Consider the following 19,225-nt stretch of genomic DNA (forward strand, 5'->3'; position numbering starts at 1 on the left):
GCAGACCTTCCGCTCTGAAGCCACGCCTCTGTTTCGTTCATTCCGATCCTGCGCTACCGACAATGCATTTCTCGAGGGAAACTCGGCCAATTTGATGTCAAATAACAAAGCCATTGCCGTCGGTCTGCGCCGCAAGTCGCGGATCGCGCTGATTGTGACGGACGCCTATGCGTTTAACACGCTAAGCCGCGGACAACTCGAATATTTCCGCGATATCGGAATTGATCTCGATCTGTTCTGCTATGGAACTCGCAAGCAGCTTGACTTGCTACGAAGCCGGAATGTCGGGCGGGTGATCCCTGTCCCCTTCCGCCGACAACCGCACCCAGCGATGGATTTGGTGGCGCTGATCGTCGTGCTTTGGCACCTTCTGCAGCGCCGTTACACATCGGTGGTTTATTCAACACCGAAAGCCATGCTGATCGGCTCGATTGCGGCATTCATGTCTTTCCAGGCTCGAAGGATTTGCTTTGTGCGAGGTCGCGCTTACGAAACGATGAAGGGACGTATGCGCCGCATATTTCTGCTGATGGACCGCGTCAGCTTCCGGCTTTCTCATGAAGTCATCTTTCTCAGCCGATCGTTGGCCCAGGCCTACCGCGAAGACGGCGTCGATCTCGGAGAAAGATTCCGGGTACTCGGCCACGGGTCTTCGAATGGCGTTGATCTCGATCGGTTTCGCGTTCTTGATGAAGGGCAGCGGGCGGCTTTGCGCAAGACAGAAGGTGTGTCAGAAACAGACTTCGTTATCGTGATCGCCGGCCGCATCGTGCCCGACAAGGGCGTACATGAAGCGCTTGCACTGATCGAGCGGCTGAAGGATCGCTCGGACCTACATTGGTTTTTCATCGGATGGCCCGAGTCGGACGAACTGACAGCGGCGATAAAGGCGCTGGCCCATTACCGTGTATCCCACCTCGACCACTCGACGGATCTGCAGAATTGGCTGGGCATGGCCGACTTGTCTTTCTTGCCTAGCCATCGCGAAGGATTCGGTAATGTCGGCATCGAGGCCGCCGCGTGCGGTATACCAACGCTCGCTTTCGACGTTGTCGGGCTACGCGACAGTGTCGCGGAAGGACAAACCGGCACGCTCGTTGAATTTGGAGACCTCGAAGCCTGCGAAGCTTTCATCCGCGCCGCCGCCGCCGATCGAGCCGATTTCGCGTCTCGATATCCGGCAACCCGCGAATGGGTTGCGGAGCGATTTGAGAAGGAAACGGTATGGAGACGTTACGCCAACGCATTTCTTGGCGTCGATATAGCATGATTAATGAGCGATACCGTCGTTCCGCACTGCCCGATAAACTGTCAGAAAGAGGATTTTGAAATCGAAGAAGACTGATTGCCGTTCGAGATATTCACGCTCCAGCGCAACCTTGCGTTCAAGCGATAGTTCGTCTCGGCCATTGATTTGTGCCCAACCTGTAATTCCCGGTCGAAGACCAGCAACGCCCGCCTCCACACGCATCGCCATGAGATCATGTTGATTGAAGAGCGCGGGACGAGGGCCCACCAAACTCATGTCGCCTTTTAGAACGCTCCAGAGTTGCGGCAGCTCGTCAAGCGAAGTGCTGCGCAAAATCCGGCCCACCCTGGTGATGTAAGCCTTAGCGTCAGTCAGAAGATGCGTCGGCAACTCAGGCGTATCTGTCCGCATCGAGCGAAACTTCGGCATCGCGAATAATGATTGATCCCGACTGAAGCGTTTGGAAAAATGCAGTGCGGGACCCTCGCTGTCGAGGCGGACCAACAGACCCGCAACTAACATCAAAGGTAGCAGGGCGATCAGACCGGCGAGACTACCGGTAATATCGATAAGACGTTTCATGAGAGGCTAGTTGAAAAGGTTTCATCGCGATGGAAAGTGGCCGCGGGGTTTTAAATCGTCGCCATCATTTCGTCTACAGCGCGATTTATCGACATCGGCGGACGCCAGCCGGTTTCCGCTGCGAAGCGAGAGCCGTCATAAGCTGCATTGCCTAGAAGACTGTCCTTTCGCGCGCCGAGCGCCGCAGCAGCAGCGATCTCTAAGAACTTCTGAGGCACGCGCAAGGCCCGATCCCCGTAGCCGGCGCCACGCAGCATATCGCGGTAAAGTGTGCCTATGCTCATAGGCGAACTGTCGGTCACAATGTAAGCACCGCGCACACCGTGGGATAAAGCGATTAGGGTCGCATCGGCTAAATTGTGCACTGCCATAAAGCTGCGTGCGTTTTGAACGCCACCAATTGGCAGAGGCACACCATGAGCGGCTGCGCGCGCGAACTTGCGGATGAAACCAATCGGCTTCGGTCCAAGCAGCGCGGGCGGACGCAAGCAGGCGATCGTCATCTCTTCCTGGTCCTCGGCTATCAGTGCCTCATCGGCTTCCAGCTTGGATACGCCATATGTGCGATCGGGCTCGGGATCTGTCTCATCGTCAATCACTTCGCCCGGACCGGTAGTCGATCGGACCGCTGCGACGGAACTGATATGCACGTAGCGCGAAACGCCTGCCATTCGAGCCTGTGCGGCGAGTTCAATCGCGAGATCGTGATTGATCGAGCGAAACGCCTTCATCGACGCCTGAGGATCCTCCTTCGCCAGCACATGCGCGCGTCCGACGCAATTGACCGCCCAGTCACTGTCGCCGAAAAGATCCTCTGTATCGCCGAGGTCAGCGTGAATAAATTTCCGGACACCGGGCGATGTTTCCCAGTCTCGCCTGGCAACGGCGCGAACGCGGTGCCCGGCAGAAATCGCGGCATCACATAGCCTGCGCCCCACAAATCCATTTGCGCCCAAGATGGTGAGAGTCTTCACAAAATGGCCCAGTCTCTCACTTGATTGTGAACGATTTTTGCCCGCGCGCAGAGAGCTGCGAGCGGTTTAACGCGCAATATCACCGCCATATCTCGAGCACCCATCTAATTTCGATTTTTGATCTGTCATAAACAGAAGGCTCTGCCTATAGGGGCCGCATGCCGCGTACCGGGAGAAGCATGAGCGCTCAATCTCAGAAATTGGGCACTGACCTGCTCGCCCCCCGTCTGATGTTTGCGCTTTTCGTCCTATTCGCATTGTTCGGTGGTGCTTCACGCGGCGATGAGTTCGTTTTGGTCCTGCTACGGCCCGTGATTCTTGTCATGGCTGCCGTCGCACTTTGGACCTGGGAGATCGACCGCTTCAAGGTCGGTTGGCCCATTATTTCTCCAATAGTCGCGATCGCCTTTTTGTGCATCCTGCAATTGGTCCCCCTGCCGCCATCGATCTGGGCTGATTTGCCTGGGCGAGAGGCGATTGTTGGCATCGATCAATTGCTGTTCGACAATCTGCCTTGGCGACCGATCACCATGTCGCCGTCGGCAACATACAATGCACTGTTTTATAGCCTGACGATGGTTGGCGCATTCCTCGTTTTTAGCGCGGCCGCCAAAGATCGCGAGGCTACGATTCTTCGAGCCATTCTCGCCATTGCGACCATAAGCGTCGTGATTGCGTTGATCTCAGCGCAAATTGGCATGAGGCTTTATCGCCCCTATGACATCATGTCGGTCGGTCCAAGTGGTCTGTTTAGCAACGCCAACCATTTTGGGGTGTTTTGTTCGGTCGGGATGCTCGTCGCATTACGACTCGTGTCGATCGATCGGCTTGTGGGCGGTCAAGCGACGCAATGGATCGCATTTTCTGGTCTTGCCGTACTCATGCTCGTCGGAGCGGTGCTTTCGACTTCGCGATTGGCATTCGCCACCGCAGGAATCGCGGTGGCTTGCAGTTCACTGGTTTTTCTGCGTCACGTCGTTTTCGCGAGCGCTTCTGAACGAGGGTCGAGAGTTTTGAAAACGAAAAAACAGCAATGGATTATAGGCGGTTCGATCGTGATCGCTGCCGTATTGACGATAGCGCTATTCATTTATGTGGCATTCATTCAGCGCGAAGCTAGCCTGGGTAATTTTGAGGAAGTTGAATTGACAGAAAGCCTGCGCGTCCGGCTAGCGCCAATATTGTTGACGATGGCTGCCGATCAATGGCTGGCAGGCATCGGATTCGGCAGTTTTGCCGATTATTACGCTATAATCGAGCCGACTGAATTCGTCGGACCTCAATATGTGAATCAGGCACATAACGATCTGGCGCAGTTCTTCATCGAAGGCGGGATTCTGTCTGCATTCATCGCGCTTGCAGGCTTGGCGTGGTTAGCGTGGCGCGTGTTTGGTCTTTTCCGAGCTGGTTATGGCAACTGCGGGATTATCCTGATCGGCTTGCTGGTGATTGTCGCCCTTGGTTCTACGGTCGATTATGTGCTTCGCGTTCCGCTTTTTGCATATGTGACGGGGGCGTTGCTTATTGTGTGGCTTAATGCTGTGAACGGGAAACAGCATAAAGGCGCCATATAATGAGCAGTGGCACCGAGGGCGCTCGAATATGGGATCTATGTCTGTGAAGGCGTTGCTGATGATTTTTTTTGGTAGTGCATCGGTCCGTGCTTGGGCTATCCGCACCTCGATTGAGTGCAGCCCAAATGCCTCAGAGTAAACAGTTTTTCTTGATAGTTTACCTATCGAGCGATCACCTTACCGTATTTCAGAAGTTCCTTCTGATCGAGCGGCCTAGGTAATTTCAGGAAAGTTTTGATGAACACTGCTGCTTTGCCCCTCGCAAGCGACTATGGCGCGATCGGCCCAACTTCGGAGAATACGGTCAGCCCGCTGGAGCATTATTTCTATCTCGCGCGCCGTAAGTGGAAACTGATTGCGGCAATCTTGCTCGGTTTCCTAGTTCTCGGCCTCGTCGTGACGATGCTCACGACTCCGCAATATCGGTCCACCGCGCGGATAGAGATCAGCCAGATCGATACCAATGTCGCCGATGTGGAAGGGGTCGACAGGCAGCGCCCAATCATGGAGCGCGCCTATTTGCAGACGCAGTATGAGCTGCTGGAATCGCGCTCGCAAGCCGAGCGAGTTGCCCGTGCGGCTAGACTTCAAAGTGACCCGGCTTTCTTGGAGGCCTACGGGCTTTCACCGGAAGCGACAATTCCCATGGGAACGATCATAGCAATTCTGCGGCGCGATGTGACCATCGATCCAGTGGTTGGCTCAAACTTGGTGGACATCCGCTTCACTAGCCCCGACCGTGAGCTGTCAGCCAAGATCGCCAACACATGGGCGCAGCAATTTATCACCTCGAATTTCGATCGTCTATTTGGCTCAAACGTGCAGGCCAGAGAATATCTCTCGGAACGTTTGAGCGAGGTGCGGGAAAGCTTGGAAGAGAGCGAGAGCGAGCTGATCGACTACGCCACCAGTCGGCAAATCGTTCAGATCGGCAATGGCGGCAATGGAACCGAGGGTGATGGTGTTTCCAGAACATTGGTTTCGGACGAGCTCGAGACACTTAATTCTCAGCTCGCAAACGCGACAGCTGCAAGGATCGAAGCAGAAAGCTCAAGCCTAAGCCCGCGTTCCGCATCATCAGAAACGCTTGGCTCCGTCGCTGCATTCAGGCGTCAGCTGGCATCCGCACGCGCGGAACTGGCCGACGTTTCGTCAAGATTAGGAGACCAGCACCCGGCGGTTATCGCGTTGCGTTCCCAAATCGAAGAGCTCGAAAGCGCGATTGCGACCGAGACGCGGCGCGCAAGCAGTGAATCTCAAAGAAACGTCGCGAGCGCGCGCGCGAACGAAAGGGCTCTCCGTCAGCGAATTGCTAGCTTGAAGAGCGAGTTCCTGCGGGAGCAGCAAGCTGGTGTCCAGTTTGCCATTCTTGATCGGGACGTTCGTACCAATCGTGAATTATATGATGCGCTCCTTCAACAATACAAAAATCTGGGCGCGGCGGGTGTCGGACGCAACAACATGGCCATGGTTGATGCGGCGGAAGTGGCTAACAATCCCGTGGAACCCAATCTGCTTTCCAACCTGCTGATCTTTCTCGCCATGGGCACGCTGGCATCTCTTGGAATGCTCTACGCGATTGAGTCAGTCGACAACGGATTTACGGACACCGCGCAGGTCGAAAGCGAGCTCGGCCTGCCCTTGCTCGGCGCGATTCCTCGCACGTCCGGGATATCGCCGGCGGAAGAGTTGGAGATGCGCAGTTCCGAACTATACGAGTCTTATACGACCGCGCGTTCGAACCTCTCCTTCCTGACAAATCAGGGGATCCCCAAAACCCTGATGCTGACAAGCAGCCGCGCCGCCGAAGGTAAAAGCCTATCCGCTTTCGCACTGAGCAAACTTACGGCAGAGCAAGGTAAGCGAGTCCTTCTAATTGATGGAGACATGCGCAACAGCGGGTTGGGCAAATACATTGATGTCGAGAACACCGTAGGATTGAGCAATCTTTTGGCCGGCGAGGAGCTTGAAGCGGACGGCATTATTTCACTGAGCGAAGATAAATTTGACGTTTTGCCCTCGGGCCGCGTTCCGCCTAACGCCGCAGAGCTCTTGGCGGGTCCAGCACTTTCTGCACTTATGCAGAAATTTCGCTCACGCTACGATCATGTCATCATCGATGGACCGCCCGTACTAGGTTTGGCCGATGTCCAAGAGATGGGACGAGTGCTAGATGGCGTGGTGATGATTATCGAAGCTGGCGGTAGCAAACAGCGGGCAGTCCGTCAGGCGCTCAAGCGGGTCCAGAAGAACGGTACACGTGTCTATGGCGCGCTGATGACGAAGGTGACCGATGACGGTCTGCACTATGGCTATGGATACGGTTACGGCTATGGATCGCAGCAGAGTGAAAAGTCCGAACCGGCCTGATTTCATATGGTTTTCCGTCGCTTTCTCGCTTTTCTGTTTCTGTCGACAGCCGCGCTGTCTGGCTTGGCGTCGCTGACCGTATCTCGAGGCGACCAGGCGCCCACTATTGCCAGTCTTGGAGAGATCTTCGACGCTACCACTAACGCTAGGTCGTTGCGCAAACAGGTAAGCTTGTGGCGAGACGAGGAAGCTGAACGATCACAGACAATCGCGGAGCCCTCCGCGCTCGTCAATTCGTTGCAGGAGACGATCCTCAATGAGCCGTTGAATGCGCCCGCATTCACGGCGCTCGCGCTCATTATGCAGGAGACCGGCGACTCGCGTTTTCCGGATTTTATCGACGCCGCCACGGATGCTTCCCCGCGCACGCCTTCACTGATTGCTCTTCAGCTCGAACGCGCAGCTCAGCGCTCCGACCAGATGGCTGCTTTGAGATTGCTAGATCGAGCAATGCGTTTGCGCCCAGCCAGAATGCGCGAATTCATGCCACAATTTGTTGCAAGAATCGCGAACGACCCGGACGCATTTGCGCTGGAGGAAGGTCTTTTAATGGAGCCTCTCTGGGCGCGGCAATTCCTGAGTCTCGCGGCCGACGAACCAAACTTGCTTCCACGAATCGCCCAAGTGCGTGTGGAAAATCCGTCTGCTGCTATCAGCAATGAAGCGGTTGACGCCAAGCTCGCGAGGCGGTCCGCCGAAGCGGGAGATTATATGACCGCTTGGCGTATTTTTCGCCTAAACCGGCAGTCACAGCCCGGCACGCTGCAGTTCGACACTCAATTCATACCTTTCGACTGGTCACTTACCGCGGACGCAGCCCAAACAGCATTGTTGCGGGAGAAAGGAACGCTTGAGATCGATTTTTTGACGGGCGGAGGAGAAGCGGCTGCGCAGGTTGTACCACTTCGACAAATGCCCTCTCGTTTGACGGCTGAAATCCGGCGAGAAGGCGAAGGCGATAACGACATCACGGTGATAGCGGCGTGCGTGTCCGGAGGCGAAGCGGAAACCAGCGTCCTGATTGCGCCCGATGCGAAGGCGTTGTCGCTCTCCATGCCGCAGCCATGCCGCTTCGCGAGGATCGCCATTTCAACCGAGCGGCGATATTCGACGACTCCTACGGTCGTCACTCTCGATAACCTGTCGATCCGGTAAGTAATCAGCCGTAAATCGTCCTTCAAAGCTGACCGAGAGACTGCGCCTGGACTTTTCTGAAGAACGCTTCGCGCCGCTCTGCAAGCGTGGGCGAGAGATAGGCATGCGCTGTTTTGAAATTTCGCATGGCTTGCCGCGCCATCTCATCGCTGTCAGCCATGAGCGCCAAAATTCTTTGCAGCAGCGCATCAACGTCACGCATCGGGACGACCATTCGCTCATCGAGCAATTCAGGAATCCCCGCGCAGTTTGATCCGATCGCAGGGCATCCGCGGCTCATCGCTTCTATCAGCGCGCGGGGCAGGCCTTCCTGAAGCGATGGCTGCAGATAGATATCGATGTGATCTAGCCAATCGAACACTGCCTGGCCTTCCGGAAGGCTACCATGAAATGTGACAAGATCGGCCACGCCGTGCCTCTTTGCCTCCTCGATCCACGGTCGTGCATCTCCTGCGCCCAGAACATGAAAACTAAATGGCCGGTCACACCTTTTGAGCGATTTGAGCGCCGGCAGAACGAATTGGATGCCTTTGGAGCGAACCCGCAAACTGCCCACAAGGCCGAGCCGCAACTCGCCCTGCACGGCGCATTCAATCCGCTTTAGGCGTTTCGTGAGTGTCGCGCGATCGAGGGTTGGTTGGCCTTCGATAATATCGCTAGGCGGCAGCTCCACATTTGACGCATTCGAAATATTTTGCGCGCGCGTCGGATAGCGATCTTGGAGAAAATTCTCCGTCACGTATATCACATTGTCCGCGCGTCCTACGGCCTTGCGCATCTGCCTCCAATGTATCGGAGCAAACGCTTTTCCAGCCGCTGAGCCATGATCCCACATCGCGCTCCAAGCGCAGCCAACCGCTTCGACCGCCACCGGTTTGCCCATCCTACGTGCGATGGAGATCGCCATCAGGCCGAGCACGCTAGGAACTCTCGCAATTACAACGTCGTGCGTTGCAATCACCTGCTCTAGAATGACGCGAGCTTCGGCGAAAGCCCGAAGCCTCGCCAGGCCTCTTCCCCGATCCGGCAAAAGGCGGAATTCGACGCTTTCACGAGACGATACAATCAGCTCCTCGCGCGGTGCGGGCGCGCCCTCGCGTCCGATAACCGTGATCGCGTCACAGTAAGGGAGATAGCGCTCCCATAATTTCGCTCCGAAGCCGCTGCGCGATCCAATGAAATCATCGCAGGGGACAAAGTGGTGATCATGAACGAATAACCAGCGCGAGACGGCTGGGTCTTCAGCCGTAGAAGCGCCACTTTCTTCGAAGGTGGTCACATCCGTCCTTGCTGTCCCGCCAAGGTAGTGACGTGGTTTTCGCCATCTTCCAAAGGAACACTCGCAATCATCTTCAGTCCAAAAAATGCAAGCTTCAGCAGCACGAAGAGCTGGAGGAAAGGCACGATTTGGTCGGTCGCCACGTCGGCCATTGAGACAACCGAGAGCAAAAGTAGCACGACGGCCTCTACGTCTTGAGGCCGCTCTGTTACACGCAAGGCAACAAATTTATGGAACACTCCAAACAAAGCGTAGATCGCCACGATGCCGAACCAGCCGAAATTCCAGAAAGCTTCCGTGGGTCCGCCCACCGGATAAGCGGCGCCTTCAAAACCCTCAACAGTGTCCTTCTTCAAAAACAGCAGCGCATTCGCGGTCGCACCCACGCCTCGCGGCTTCTCATTCCAAACCGAACGAGGAACCCAGAAAAGCACGGCGGCGACATAAGTCTGTCCGAAAAGGTGCGCGTTCTCGCGAGGAACCAAAGCTGCGATCGCAACGCCAGCTTGTCGCCAATTCCTTTCGGCGACCTCTTCGTCATTTCTTTGAAGAATTTCCGTTACATCCATTGAAAGCACAGAGGTCGTTTCCAGATCGCCCTCGATTTGGCGCGCGTCAGTTCGGATTTGCCCGAGGATAGCCAGTGTTAAAATCGCGACAAAAATTCCAATGGCGCCGGCCAGGGCAGGAATTCTGCGATTGCGGTATATCCACCCTGCCGTAAGGACGACCATTGGTATCAGCACGGAAGAGCGGCTTCCGTCGGCAGCAAATTGCAGCGCCAAGGCAAAAATCAACATCGCCCAAAAGATGGGAGTGCGAAAAATCTCCGGGCGAAGGAGATACCAAATTACCAAAAGATAGGGCATGAAGCCGATTGAAACCAACAACACGCCTGTGTTTTCTCGAACACCGAAGCGACCCAGTGCCAGATTGGAAAAATGGGTGGCGAGGCCACCGCTCAGAGCGATCAAAATGACGAAGGCCAGAGTGAGAAGGCCGAAGATAATTACAAAGTATAGGTGCGGAGCTTCCCGGACCAGGGTCCGCTTGGATTTGCGACGAGTCTGGAAAAGGAAAAAGCCGAGATGATATGCGAGAAGGGAAATCGCACCCATCGCAGCAATCTTGAATTCCAGGGACTGAATAGCATCGAGGCTCCAGTAAGTCAGCAGCTCGTGTTCGAGAGGCACTGGTTCACGCAGCCATATGACCAGCGGTTCAACGATGTGAATCGGCCGTTGGATTACGGTTTTCACGATCGTTATGGCGCTCGCAAGCGCGAGTGGGTTCAGCCAGCCCATCGGCATGCCGCCGAAGCTCTTCACCAAGAAGGGAAGCATCGCGAAACCGATCGCTAGCAAATTGAAAAAGAGATTGAGGCCCAGCACCGTGCTCGTACTCGCCTCGCTTCGTAAGGCTAGTACGACTTCAGGCAAGATCCGCCAGAAGACAAAATATATGAGCAAGACGCTTCGATAGACGTCCGATATCTCGAAAAACGGATTGTCTGCTCGGCTTTGCGCTGCCCTCGGATCGGATTCAGAAGCTGGGAGGGTGAGGGTCGCAGAGGCCATCGGTTGCTTCCTTATCACTTCGATGCGGCGATTTGACGCAGTGTTTGCGCATATTGCCTGGCGATCGCCTCCACGCCAAAGTCTTCTGCACGCTCTTTGCCCGCGGCGGCAAGCCTTTCCAAGACTGCACGATCGGCCAGCAAGCTGTCGATTGCGTGTGCGAGACCTGCACTGTCGCGAACCGGGACAAGCTTGCCGTTGACATCGGACGTGATAATTTCGGAGGGACCGTGCGGACAATCAGTCGCAACGACGGCGGTACCCATCGCCATCGCCTCGACGATTACATTAGCAAACCCTTCCCAGCGAGACGACAGCACGAAAAGATCGGCGGCGCGCATATGCGCAAGTACATCATTACGGAAGCCTAAAAACTCAATCCGATCCTCAAGCCCTTTAGATCGAACCAAATCGCGTAAACCGTTTTCATCCTCCCCGGTGCCGAGGACGCGCAATAGGGGCGTTGGCCGTGTCTCCAACATTTGCATCGCCGCGAACATTGTAGGATAGTCTTTCTGTTCGGTAAGCCTTCCAACAGCAATCAGCACGGCGCGATCATCAGGGCGATCCGGGCGGGTGTCCCTTACGCGCTCCATTTCTCGCGACATTGGCTTACCGCAATTGTGGATCACATGCAGGAGGTCAGCCGCGTCGGGCACATGACGCGCAATATCATCGGCCACGCCATGGGACAGGGCAATGATCCCATCGACCTTTGGCCAAAGACGCGGAACAATTGCGCGTTGCGCCAGCGCGATCGGCGTGCGCCTAGCGAACACCTGAGTACCGAGCGCGTTCTGAATACTCAGCACGATCTTCGGCTTGTGGGAGGAATGGCGACAAGCGAGAATTGCGGGAATGGTCGTGAGCGTAAGCACCGGACAGACAATATCCGGCTTCAACTCGTCGATCACGCGAGCCAAAGGCTTGATCGCCGCAGCCAATTTGCGAACGGTCGAACCGCCATCGCCTTCGAATAAAACACGATGCTCGATACCTTCATCAAGCAGCGTCTCATAATCACCTTGACCACGGATCGTTACAAAAATTGGTTCGATAGTATTTTCGCGCAGCGCGCTCGCCATGCGCACGAAGTGCATTTCCGCGCCGCCGCCACCAAGCACATTCAGGAAAAACAGGACACGCATGGATATCTTACCTAGGCATCGCCAATTTCTGCTATCGCGCACTGCATTGTTTGCTCAGACATGAGCAGTGTGTCCGCGCATCCCTGGTCTCGCCGATCTTGCGATGAAAACGCTTTTCGCTTCACCGAGCATGTCGCCGCGCAACATAAGTGTCGAAGGACATTGATCAAACCCCGATGGCCATACCGTCAATCATGACGCGCGCAACCCCTTCGTTAGACAAAGCGCCGTCCACATCGCCCGCGCACTCCCGAAATGGGTGGGCAAAAGACCCGAAACCTCTCTCTAGACTGCGGTCCATGTGAGATCCGCACGGATCAGCATGAACGAGCAGGGAGTACGATATCCAGCCGCCAGCGTAATCCTTCGACCGGCTATTTATCTCAGCAGGTCAAATGGGTATGAGCGCGCTGTCGGCCCTTGCCGGCTCCGGCCAATGGCCGGCTTCGCTAAATATCGATCGCGGGCCCAGCCTTGCGATTGCAACGCATCGAGCCTCCAAATCCCATGTCCGATCAAATTCTTATCGCCGAAGACACCGATCACTTGAGTGTGACTATGGACGGTCGCCCTTGCACCGGGCGCATTGAACTGGCGGGCGCAAAGAACAGCGCGCTTCGCCTGCTCGCGGCGACTTTGCTGACCAGTGAGCCGGTGCGGCTGACGAACTATCCGTCACAGCTTCTCGACGCTAAAATCCATGTTGGCATGCTTGAGCGGCTCGGCAAAAGCCCGAGCCTTGAAGGTGAAGATGCAATTGTCATCACAGAGGCTAAAACTCCCCCAGCTCAGCTTGAATGGCCAGGCCGGTCGATCCGCAACACGCTCTTGATCCTAGGCTGCCTGCTGACTCGTATGGGCGAAGGACGCGTACCGCTTCCCGGAGGCTGCAAGCTGGGCGAGCGCAAGTACGATATCCACGTCGGTATCTTCGAGAAGCTCGGCGCTCGCGTCTGGGAAGAAGGTGACGATCTATGCGCAAAGACCGATGAGAGGCTTGTGGGAGCCGATATCCACCTGCCGATCCGATCCACTGGCGCTACCGAGAATGCAATCCTGTGCGGGACGCTTGCCAAAGGCGTGACACGGGTATGGAATCCCCATGTCCGCCCGGAAATTCTCGATCTGGTGGGCATGCTGCGCTCGATGGGTGCGAAGATTGAGGTATTCGGGCAAGAACATATTCGTATCGATGGCGTTGAAACGCTAAGTGGGTGCGACCACCGCGTAATTCCCGACAATATGGAAGCAATCACGTGGCTGGTCGCCGCGGTAATCACCGGCGGCGATGTCGAGATTGCGGACTTCCCCTACGCCGACCTGGAAGTCGTGCTCGCGCATCTGACAGCTGCTGGTGCTCGACTTTTCCGGAGCGAAAACTCTCTGATCGTGCGCGGAGGACGTCCCTACCCACTCGAAATCAGCACCGGCCCCCACCCGGGCATCAATTCGGACGTACAACCGATCCTTGCCGCTTGGGCAGCTGCGGCCCTTGGTGAATCGCGCATCGTCGATCTGCGCTTTCCAGGCCGTTATGCCTATGCAGCCGAGATGCAGAAGCTTGGTGTGCAATATGCGGTCGAAGGTGATTTGCTCACAATCAATGGTGCAGGCATCGCTTTGAAGGGAGGCCGAACGAAGGCTCTCGATCTGCGTGCGGGGGCAGCATTGGCTCTTTGTGGCCTGATCGCGAAAGGCACCACGACGATTGAAGACGCTTGGCAGATAGGCCGTGGGTACGTCAATTTTGGTCAAAAGCTGCGGTCTCTCGGTGTCGAAGTTGAACTCGGGCGTAGCGCGGCTTCATGATAAGATTCGATGACGGTGTCATCAGGCAGGTCGAACGCATCTGCCCTTCAGGTGTGATGCGAAATTTTGATTTTGCGTCACGTTCGTGGTGGCGCATCGGCGGCACCGCGCCTCTGGCAGCGCGCCCGCGCACAAGAAGCGATATTGTAGCGCTGCGCAGATTTTCTCAAAATGTGGATCTACCCACACTTGTGATTGGCGAGATGAGCAACCTCCTGTTTGCCGACGAGCGCGTCGACGCGCTCGTTTTGCAGCTAGGCGCAGAATTCTCGCGACCAACGCTTGTGGACGCCACAACCGTCCGGATTGAAGCAGGGGCTTGGGTGCCCGGTGTAGCGCGGTTCCTGCAACAACACGGCATGTCCGGACTCGAACATATCTGCGGAATCCCCGGCACGCTTGGCGGGCTTGTGATGATGAATGGTGGCAGCCTGCGCCGATCCATTGGTGAGCATGTGGTCACGGTTACAAGCGTCGATGCAAATGGCGACACGATTGAGCGCACGCGCGATGAGTGCGATTTCGCTTATCGGCATTCCGTCTTCGCCGATCTCGATGAAGTCATCGTGGACGTGACGCTGCGCTTGGAAAAGGGCGACCCGGTTAGAATGCGACAGACGATGCGCGACATCCTCCGCTCTCGGAGGCTGAAATTTCCGCGAAAACTTCCAAATTGCGGATCGGTGTTCAAGAGCAATCCTGCATGCTACGCGGAATTCGGCCCTCCCGGTGCGATGATCGAGCGAGCCGGATGGAAAGGGATGATCCGTGGGGGGGCGCAGGTCTCGCCGCTGCACGCAAACTTCATCGTGAACCGCGGCGGCGCGCAGGCCGTCGACGTCCTTTCGCTGATTGGCGACATTCGTCAGTCGGTCCACGATCAAACCGGCCACCTGCTCGAGCCGGAGATACGCTATGTCGACAATGACGGTAAAGTGTGGACTGCCGACGAAGCGCACAGCCGTTTCATTGCAAACGCATCAGGATGACGCAGCACGATAGACCAAAAACCGCAATCGTGGTGGCAACTGAAAGTTTGTCGGGCGCACAAAATCGCGCAATTAAGATCTACCGCGCTCTGAAGAACGACGGTTATCCTGTCGAACTCTGGCTGAACCCTGCGCTAAAGCGGCTAATAGCCGCCGATTATCCAGCCGAGGCCGACGATGCGATTGAATATCGTGCGGGCGGACCGATCCATCGGCTGCTCCGGCCATTACAGCGGTCCAAACGGCTGTGGGCGATGCTCGAAAACTCGGGCCTGCCTGCGCTTGTCGGTGAACCGAGGTTCGAACGTCTCGCCACGCAACGCGGCATTGAGCTCGCCCATATTTTTCTCGATTTACAAATCGGCCACGTGCGCAATCTGCCCACGATCTTTGAACTCACTAGTCCCGACATCGCAGACACGATGGGAAGCCAACCGCTTGCTCGCCGCCGTTCGCACACACTCTATCATGCCGTAAGCCCAAGCGTCGCCAGGCGCTTTTCGGCACTCAGTCCAAACACGTCAATGGTTGAAGCAAACGGCCCATTCTTTTCACGTCGTGTCGAGCCGATCACAGTCATCAAGGAAAACACGGTGGTGTTCGCGCACCGCTTCATTCCGAGAAAGAACGCCGTTCTCTTCGCGCGAGTTGCACGGCGTTTCGTCGACAGGCGTCCGGACTGGCGCGTGCAGATCCTCGGACGGGGTAGCATGGAGGAGGAAGTCCGCTCCGCTATTAAGGGTGTCGCTGATAAAGTCGAAGTGGCTTTTACTTCAGATCTGGCAGCCGCCTTGTCGCAAAGCCGCGTTTTCGTGAGTCTGATACAGCCGGACAATTACCCATCGCAATCAGTCCTGGAAGCGATGTCGCTTGGCAACGCACTGCTGCTGTCTGACACTGGCGATAGTGTTTCGAAGTTTCTCGGCGGAAATGGTGTGGCGACCGATCTGAATGAGGATGCCATCCTGCACAATCTGCTCGAACTGGTTTCCGACGAGGCCGAGCTTGACCGAATGGCGGATCGCTCACGCGAATTGGTCGACGAGCGGTTTTCAGCGCGCGCCTATCTAGACCATCTCAGATCGCTTTACGCTACAACGGTGGAAATTGGCAGCTGACACTCGGTTGCACCCGCGCGCCGGTCCGCTTAAGCAACGTCGCTTTCAACTTAGCGCTTATTCTCAAGAGAGTTCATTCATGCCGAGCATCACTGGCAATAAATTCGGCCGCCGGCGCATATTGGTGACCGGTGGCGCGGGGTTTCTCGGCTCGCATCTAATCGATCGCTTGCTCAAGCGCGGTGATGAAGTGCTCTGCGTCGATAATCTCTTCACCGGCAACAAGGCCAATATCGACCATCTAGCGAACGAGCCTCGTTTCGAATTCATGCGCCACGACATCTGCTTCCCGCTTTATGTGGAGGTGGATGAGATCTGGAACTTGGCCTGCCCTGCCTCGCCTATCCATTATCAGCACGATCCAGTGCAGACGACCAAAACAAGTGTGCACGGCGCTATCAATATGCTCGGCTTGGCTAAGCGGCTCGATTGTCGGATTTTCCAGGCCTCGACGAGCGAAGTTTACGGCGATCCTGCGGTGCATCCACAAACCGAGTCATATTGGGGAAACGTCAATCCGATTGGCATCCGAAGCTGTTACGACGAGGGCAAACGATGCGCAGAAACACTGTTTTTCGATTATCATCGCCAGCATGATCTCGACATCAAAGTGGCGCGAATTTTCAACACCTATGGCCCGCGGATGCACCCCGCCGATGGGCGCGTCGTTTCGAACTTCATCATGCAGGCGCTCGCTGGTGAACCGATCACCGTATATGGTAAGGGCGAACAAACGCGCAGTTTCTGTTATGCCGACGACCTGATCGATGGCTGGCTCAAGTTTATGGACACCGAAAAGGGATTCACCGGCCCGGTTAATATCGGCAATCCGCACGAGTTTACCATTCGTGAACTTGCTGAGAAAATCATCACAATGACTGGTTCCTCATCAGCGCTCGAATTCAAGCCGCTTCCGCAGGACGATCCAATCCAACGCAAGCCCGATATATCGCTGGCGATTGAAAAGCTCGATTGGCAGCCGTGTATCGAGCTCGACGAGGGGCTGGAAAAAACCATTTCCTATTTCAAAACTGTAACCCAATTATCCCCTTAACGCATGTGACCTAAAGCTCAGAGTGTTCGCCCCTCGTTCCGGTCACACGGCATCACTTTCCACAGTCAATTTCATCTCGCCCCACTTTTCGGTTGTGACACCTCATGAATGGGTCTACCGAGGTGAAGCTATGACTGATTCCACCCCTTCGACCTTTAGCTTGTCGGCCAGCGAAATTTCGCATTGGCGGGAGGAGTGCGCCGAGATTGATCGCAAGATTGAGCAGCTTCGCAAGAAGAAGGGCGACATAGAGGAGCGGCTTTCGGCTGCGCAGTTGCTGGCTCCTTCGCTTTTCGTGGCCTCAGAACCTGAGAAGGGCAAGGGACGCGGGCAGGCTAAGATGCGCAAGGGCCTTATGACTTGGCCCCATATTATCGAAGAGGCCGTGAGGAATTCAGAAACCGGTCTTCGGCAGCGCGACTTGCTCGAAAGCATCCGTAGTGGTCGGCACGGAAAGCGTCTGACTGAAAGTGAATCCGCCTACTATAATGCGATCCAGAAGGTGCTGAAGCGCAAGATCGTCATCAAGAGAGGTGAATGGCTTTTCACACCTGCGCAGCACGATGAATACCTGAGAAAGGTTGACGCTGGCGAGGTCAAGGATGTGGCCGAAGTCGAAGAATACGGCTCGCCAAGTGCAGCCGAGGCTGTGCGATTTGTGACCGCATCGCCCGGTAGGAAGTCAATCGATGTAATCAAGCATATCTGGGCAACACAGGACGCCGACAAAAAGCAGCGCCAAAGCAAGACGAGCCTCTACAACGTGCTCGCACGTTTGGTTGAGCAGCAAAAGTTGTCGAAAGATGATGAGGGGCTTTTTTACCCCTTCAACGAGAATGAGGCCCCGTCGGACGAACCGACCGGGGCCTCAGAAACCGGGGAAGTTGCAGCTTCCTCATCCGATACTTCACCGCTCTTTCGAGTGGTGAAGTGAACCTTGCTCTACCCGAGCAGCCGACCGGGGGCGGTTCAGTCCCCCGGAGAAGGGACCAGGCAATGCTAACTACAGGTTTGATCGCACTGGGGGCCATGGCCCTAATCGCGATCCTGTTAATATAGCGTTGTCGGCCACGGCGGGGTTTGGGCCCCGCCGTGCGTCGTCACATAGCATTGACAATAAATCTCGTCTATAGGGAAGAGCGATGACCAAGCTTTCTCTAGCGGACGCGCTCGCGTCCAACCGATTAGACGAGTTCGTTGCACAAGCCGAGGCCGATGGCGTCGGTCCCGCCGATCGCGCTCAATTCGAAGTCCTAGTAGGGACGCTCACAGCGCCCCAACCAGAAGGTCAAACATCCCGTTCACGCGGTGGCGGTTCGAAGCGCGGAAAGTGAATTCGTCCAGATAGCGCTGCATGTGCTTTCCGCTGATCTGCACGTGCGTTGACCGCACCGAAGCCTTGAACAGCTTCCAGAAGCCCTCAACCGTGTTGACGTGGAAGTTCTCGCCACGCTGATAGTCATACCACACATATTCCTTGCGACCGTGCTTCACAGCGCCGTGCGAGTAGCCATCGAAGGTCAGTAAATTGTAGCTGTAGAGTTCGTCCGTCGAGACGGTAGCGCCCGCCTCCACGTTTTGCAGCACCACATCGCGCAGCGTGTTTTTCTTCACATCGGGAATGACTACAGCGCGCATACGGCCTTCGCGCTCCGCAAGGCCCATGACAATCGTTTTGCCGGGAGCGCCGCGACCGCGCTTGCCATCAGAGCGGCGACCGCCGACGTAGGCCTCGTCCAGCTCGATGTGGCCAGTCAGGAGCGCGTCAAAGCCCTGCGCCTTGCTCATAAGATCGCGGATTTGCTGGCCGATGCGATAGGCAGTCTTATAGGTCACGCCAAGCTGGCGTTGCAGTTCCTTGCCGCTCACACCGTGGCGCGTCGTGCAGAACAGATAGATTGCATAGAACCACGAAACGAGCGGTGTGCGAGTGTTCTCTAGGATGGTGCCAGCGGTGGGGTTCACATGGTGGCCGCAAGAAGCGCAAACGTAGGTGCGGCGCTTTTGCAGCTTGTGGAACGTGCTTTCGACGGTGCCGCATTTCGGGCAGTCAAAGCGGGTGCCGCCGAAACGAACGGCCATGATGTGCTCAAGGCAAGCGTCTTCATCGGGGAAGCGCTGGAAGAACTCGCGGACACTGAAATCAGGGGAGGCAGATGGGCTTTTCGTCATGACCATTATATAGCGCACTCACCACACATGCGCCAAGGGGATAAACGGGAACTGTAATGAGTTAACGCTGCCAATCGAGCTATGCGAAATAATGAAGCACGAGCTACTAGTAGAATCATTAGCGAATTGCCTGATGCAGATCTCGATCCATTCCTGAATTTGGGATCCTCGACCC

Annotated in this window: 15 protein-coding genes; 9 read left to right on the top strand and 6 right to left on the bottom strand. The window is 55.9% G+C overall.

Going from position 1 to position 19,225, the window contains the following annotated elements; all coding sequences use genetic code 11:
- The first annotated feature begins 94 nt into the window (after positions 1-94).
- The gene (locus D6201_RS04550) at positions 95-1,270 is read left to right on the top strand and encodes a glycosyltransferase (protein ID WP_120047736.1); all 1,176 of its coding nucleotides are present in this window, start codon (positions 95-97) and stop codon (positions 1,268-1,270) included.
- Here D6201_RS04550 and D6201_RS04555 read toward each other — a convergent pair whose 3' ends face one another.
- Entirely contained in the window at positions 1,271-1,831 is a 561-nt protein-coding gene (locus D6201_RS04555) for a sugar transferase (protein ID WP_120047737.1), read from the bottom strand.
- Positions 1,832-1,881: 50 nt separating this feature from the next.
- Positions 1,882-2,805, bottom strand: a complete 924-nt coding sequence (locus tag D6201_RS04560) for an NAD-dependent epimerase/dehydratase family protein (protein ID WP_165853492.1) — start codon at positions 2,803-2,805, stop codon at positions 1,882-1,884.
- Between the two features lie 179 nt (positions 2,806-2,984).
- On the opposite strand from D6201_RS04560, the gene D6201_RS04565 reads away from it, so the two are divergent.
- From D6201_RS04565 to D6201_RS04575, 3 genes are all read left to right on the top strand, one after another.
- On the top strand, positions 2,985-4,379 hold the full coding sequence (locus D6201_RS04565; RefSeq protein WP_165853493.1) for an O-antigen ligase family protein: 1,395 nt from the start codon (positions 2,985-2,987) through the stop codon (positions 4,377-4,379).
- A 237-nt stretch (positions 4,380-4,616) separates the two neighbouring features.
- Positions 4,617-6,749 carry a GumC family protein gene (locus D6201_RS04570; RefSeq protein WP_120047740.1) on the top strand — a complete coding sequence of 711 codons (2,133 nt, stop codon included), beginning with the start codon at positions 4,617-4,619 and terminating at the stop codon, positions 6,747-6,749.
- Between the two features lie 6 nt (positions 6,750-6,755).
- Positions 6,756-7,904, top strand: a complete 1,149-nt coding sequence (locus D6201_RS04575; protein WP_120047741.1) for a hypothetical protein — start codon at positions 6,756-6,758, stop codon at positions 7,902-7,904.
- Between the two features lie 22 nt (positions 7,905-7,926).
- Here D6201_RS04575 and D6201_RS04580 read toward each other — a convergent pair whose 3' ends face one another.
- The 3 genes from D6201_RS04580 to D6201_RS04590 are packed head-to-tail and all read right to left on the bottom strand — an operon-like array spanning position 7,927 to position 11,908.
- The gene (locus tag D6201_RS04580; RefSeq protein WP_133303940.1) at positions 7,927-9,183 is read right to left on the bottom strand and encodes a glycosyltransferase; all 1,257 of its coding nucleotides are present in this window, start codon (positions 9,181-9,183) and stop codon (positions 7,927-7,929) included.
- The gene (locus D6201_RS04585) at positions 9,180-10,760 is read right to left on the bottom strand and encodes an O-antigen polymerase (protein ID WP_133303941.1); all 1,581 of its coding nucleotides are present in this window, start codon (positions 10,758-10,760) and stop codon (positions 9,180-9,182) included. Before D6201_RS04585 ends, D6201_RS04580 begins: the two co-directional genes overlap by 4 nt.
- Before the next feature lie 14 nt (positions 10,761-10,774).
- Positions 10,775-11,908, bottom strand: coding sequence for a glycosyltransferase (locus D6201_RS04590; protein WP_120047744.1), 1,134 nt, complete (start codon positions 11,906-11,908; stop codon positions 10,775-10,777).
- Positions 11,909-12,415: 507 nt separating this feature from the next.
- On the opposite strand from D6201_RS04590, the gene D6201_RS04595 reads away from it, so the two are divergent.
- The 5 genes from D6201_RS04595 (at position 12,416) to D6201_RS04615 (ending at position 17,812) form a co-directional block, all read left to right on the top strand.
- Complete coding sequence (locus tag D6201_RS04595; protein WP_199798174.1) at positions 12,416-13,717, top strand: UDP-N-acetylglucosamine 1-carboxyvinyltransferase; 1,302 nt, start codon at positions 12,416-12,418, stop codon at positions 13,715-13,717.
- Positions 13,714-14,706 carry a UDP-N-acetylmuramate dehydrogenase gene (gene murB, locus D6201_RS04600; protein WP_120047745.1) on the top strand — a complete coding sequence of 331 codons (993 nt, stop codon included), beginning with the start codon at positions 13,714-13,716 and terminating at the stop codon, positions 14,704-14,706. Before D6201_RS04595 ends, murB begins: the two co-directional genes overlap by 4 nt.
- Positions 14,703-15,824: a glycosyltransferase family 4 protein gene (locus D6201_RS04605; RefSeq protein ID WP_120047746.1), complete on the top strand. Its 1,122-nt coding sequence runs from the start codon at positions 14,703-14,705 to the stop codon at positions 15,822-15,824. Before murB ends, D6201_RS04605 begins: the two co-directional genes overlap by 4 nt.
- A gap of 79 nt (positions 15,825-15,903) precedes the next feature.
- A complete protein-coding gene (locus D6201_RS04610) occupies positions 15,904-16,878 on the top strand; it encodes a UDP-glucuronic acid decarboxylase family protein (protein WP_120047747.1) in 975 nt (324 codons plus the stop codon).
- 130 nt (positions 16,879-17,008) lie between these two features.
- Positions 17,009-17,812, top strand: coding sequence for a hypothetical protein (locus D6201_RS04615; protein ID WP_133303942.1), 804 nt, complete (start codon positions 17,009-17,011; stop codon positions 17,810-17,812).
- Between the two features lie 332 nt (positions 17,813-18,144).
- On the opposite strand, the gene D6201_RS04620 is transcribed toward D6201_RS04615, so the two are convergent.
- Positions 18,145-19,050 carry an IS1595 family transposase gene (locus D6201_RS04620; protein ID WP_120049202.1) on the bottom strand — a complete coding sequence of 302 codons (906 nt, stop codon included), beginning with the start codon at positions 19,048-19,050 and terminating at the stop codon, positions 18,145-18,147.
- Positions 19,051-19,225: the final 175 nt, after the last annotated feature.

Source organism: Aurantiacibacter aquimixticola, from assembly GCF_003605475.1.
In the GTDB taxonomy this organism is placed as follows: Bacteria; Pseudomonadota; Alphaproteobacteria; order Sphingomonadales; family Sphingomonadaceae; genus Alteraurantiacibacter; species Alteraurantiacibacter aquimixticola_B.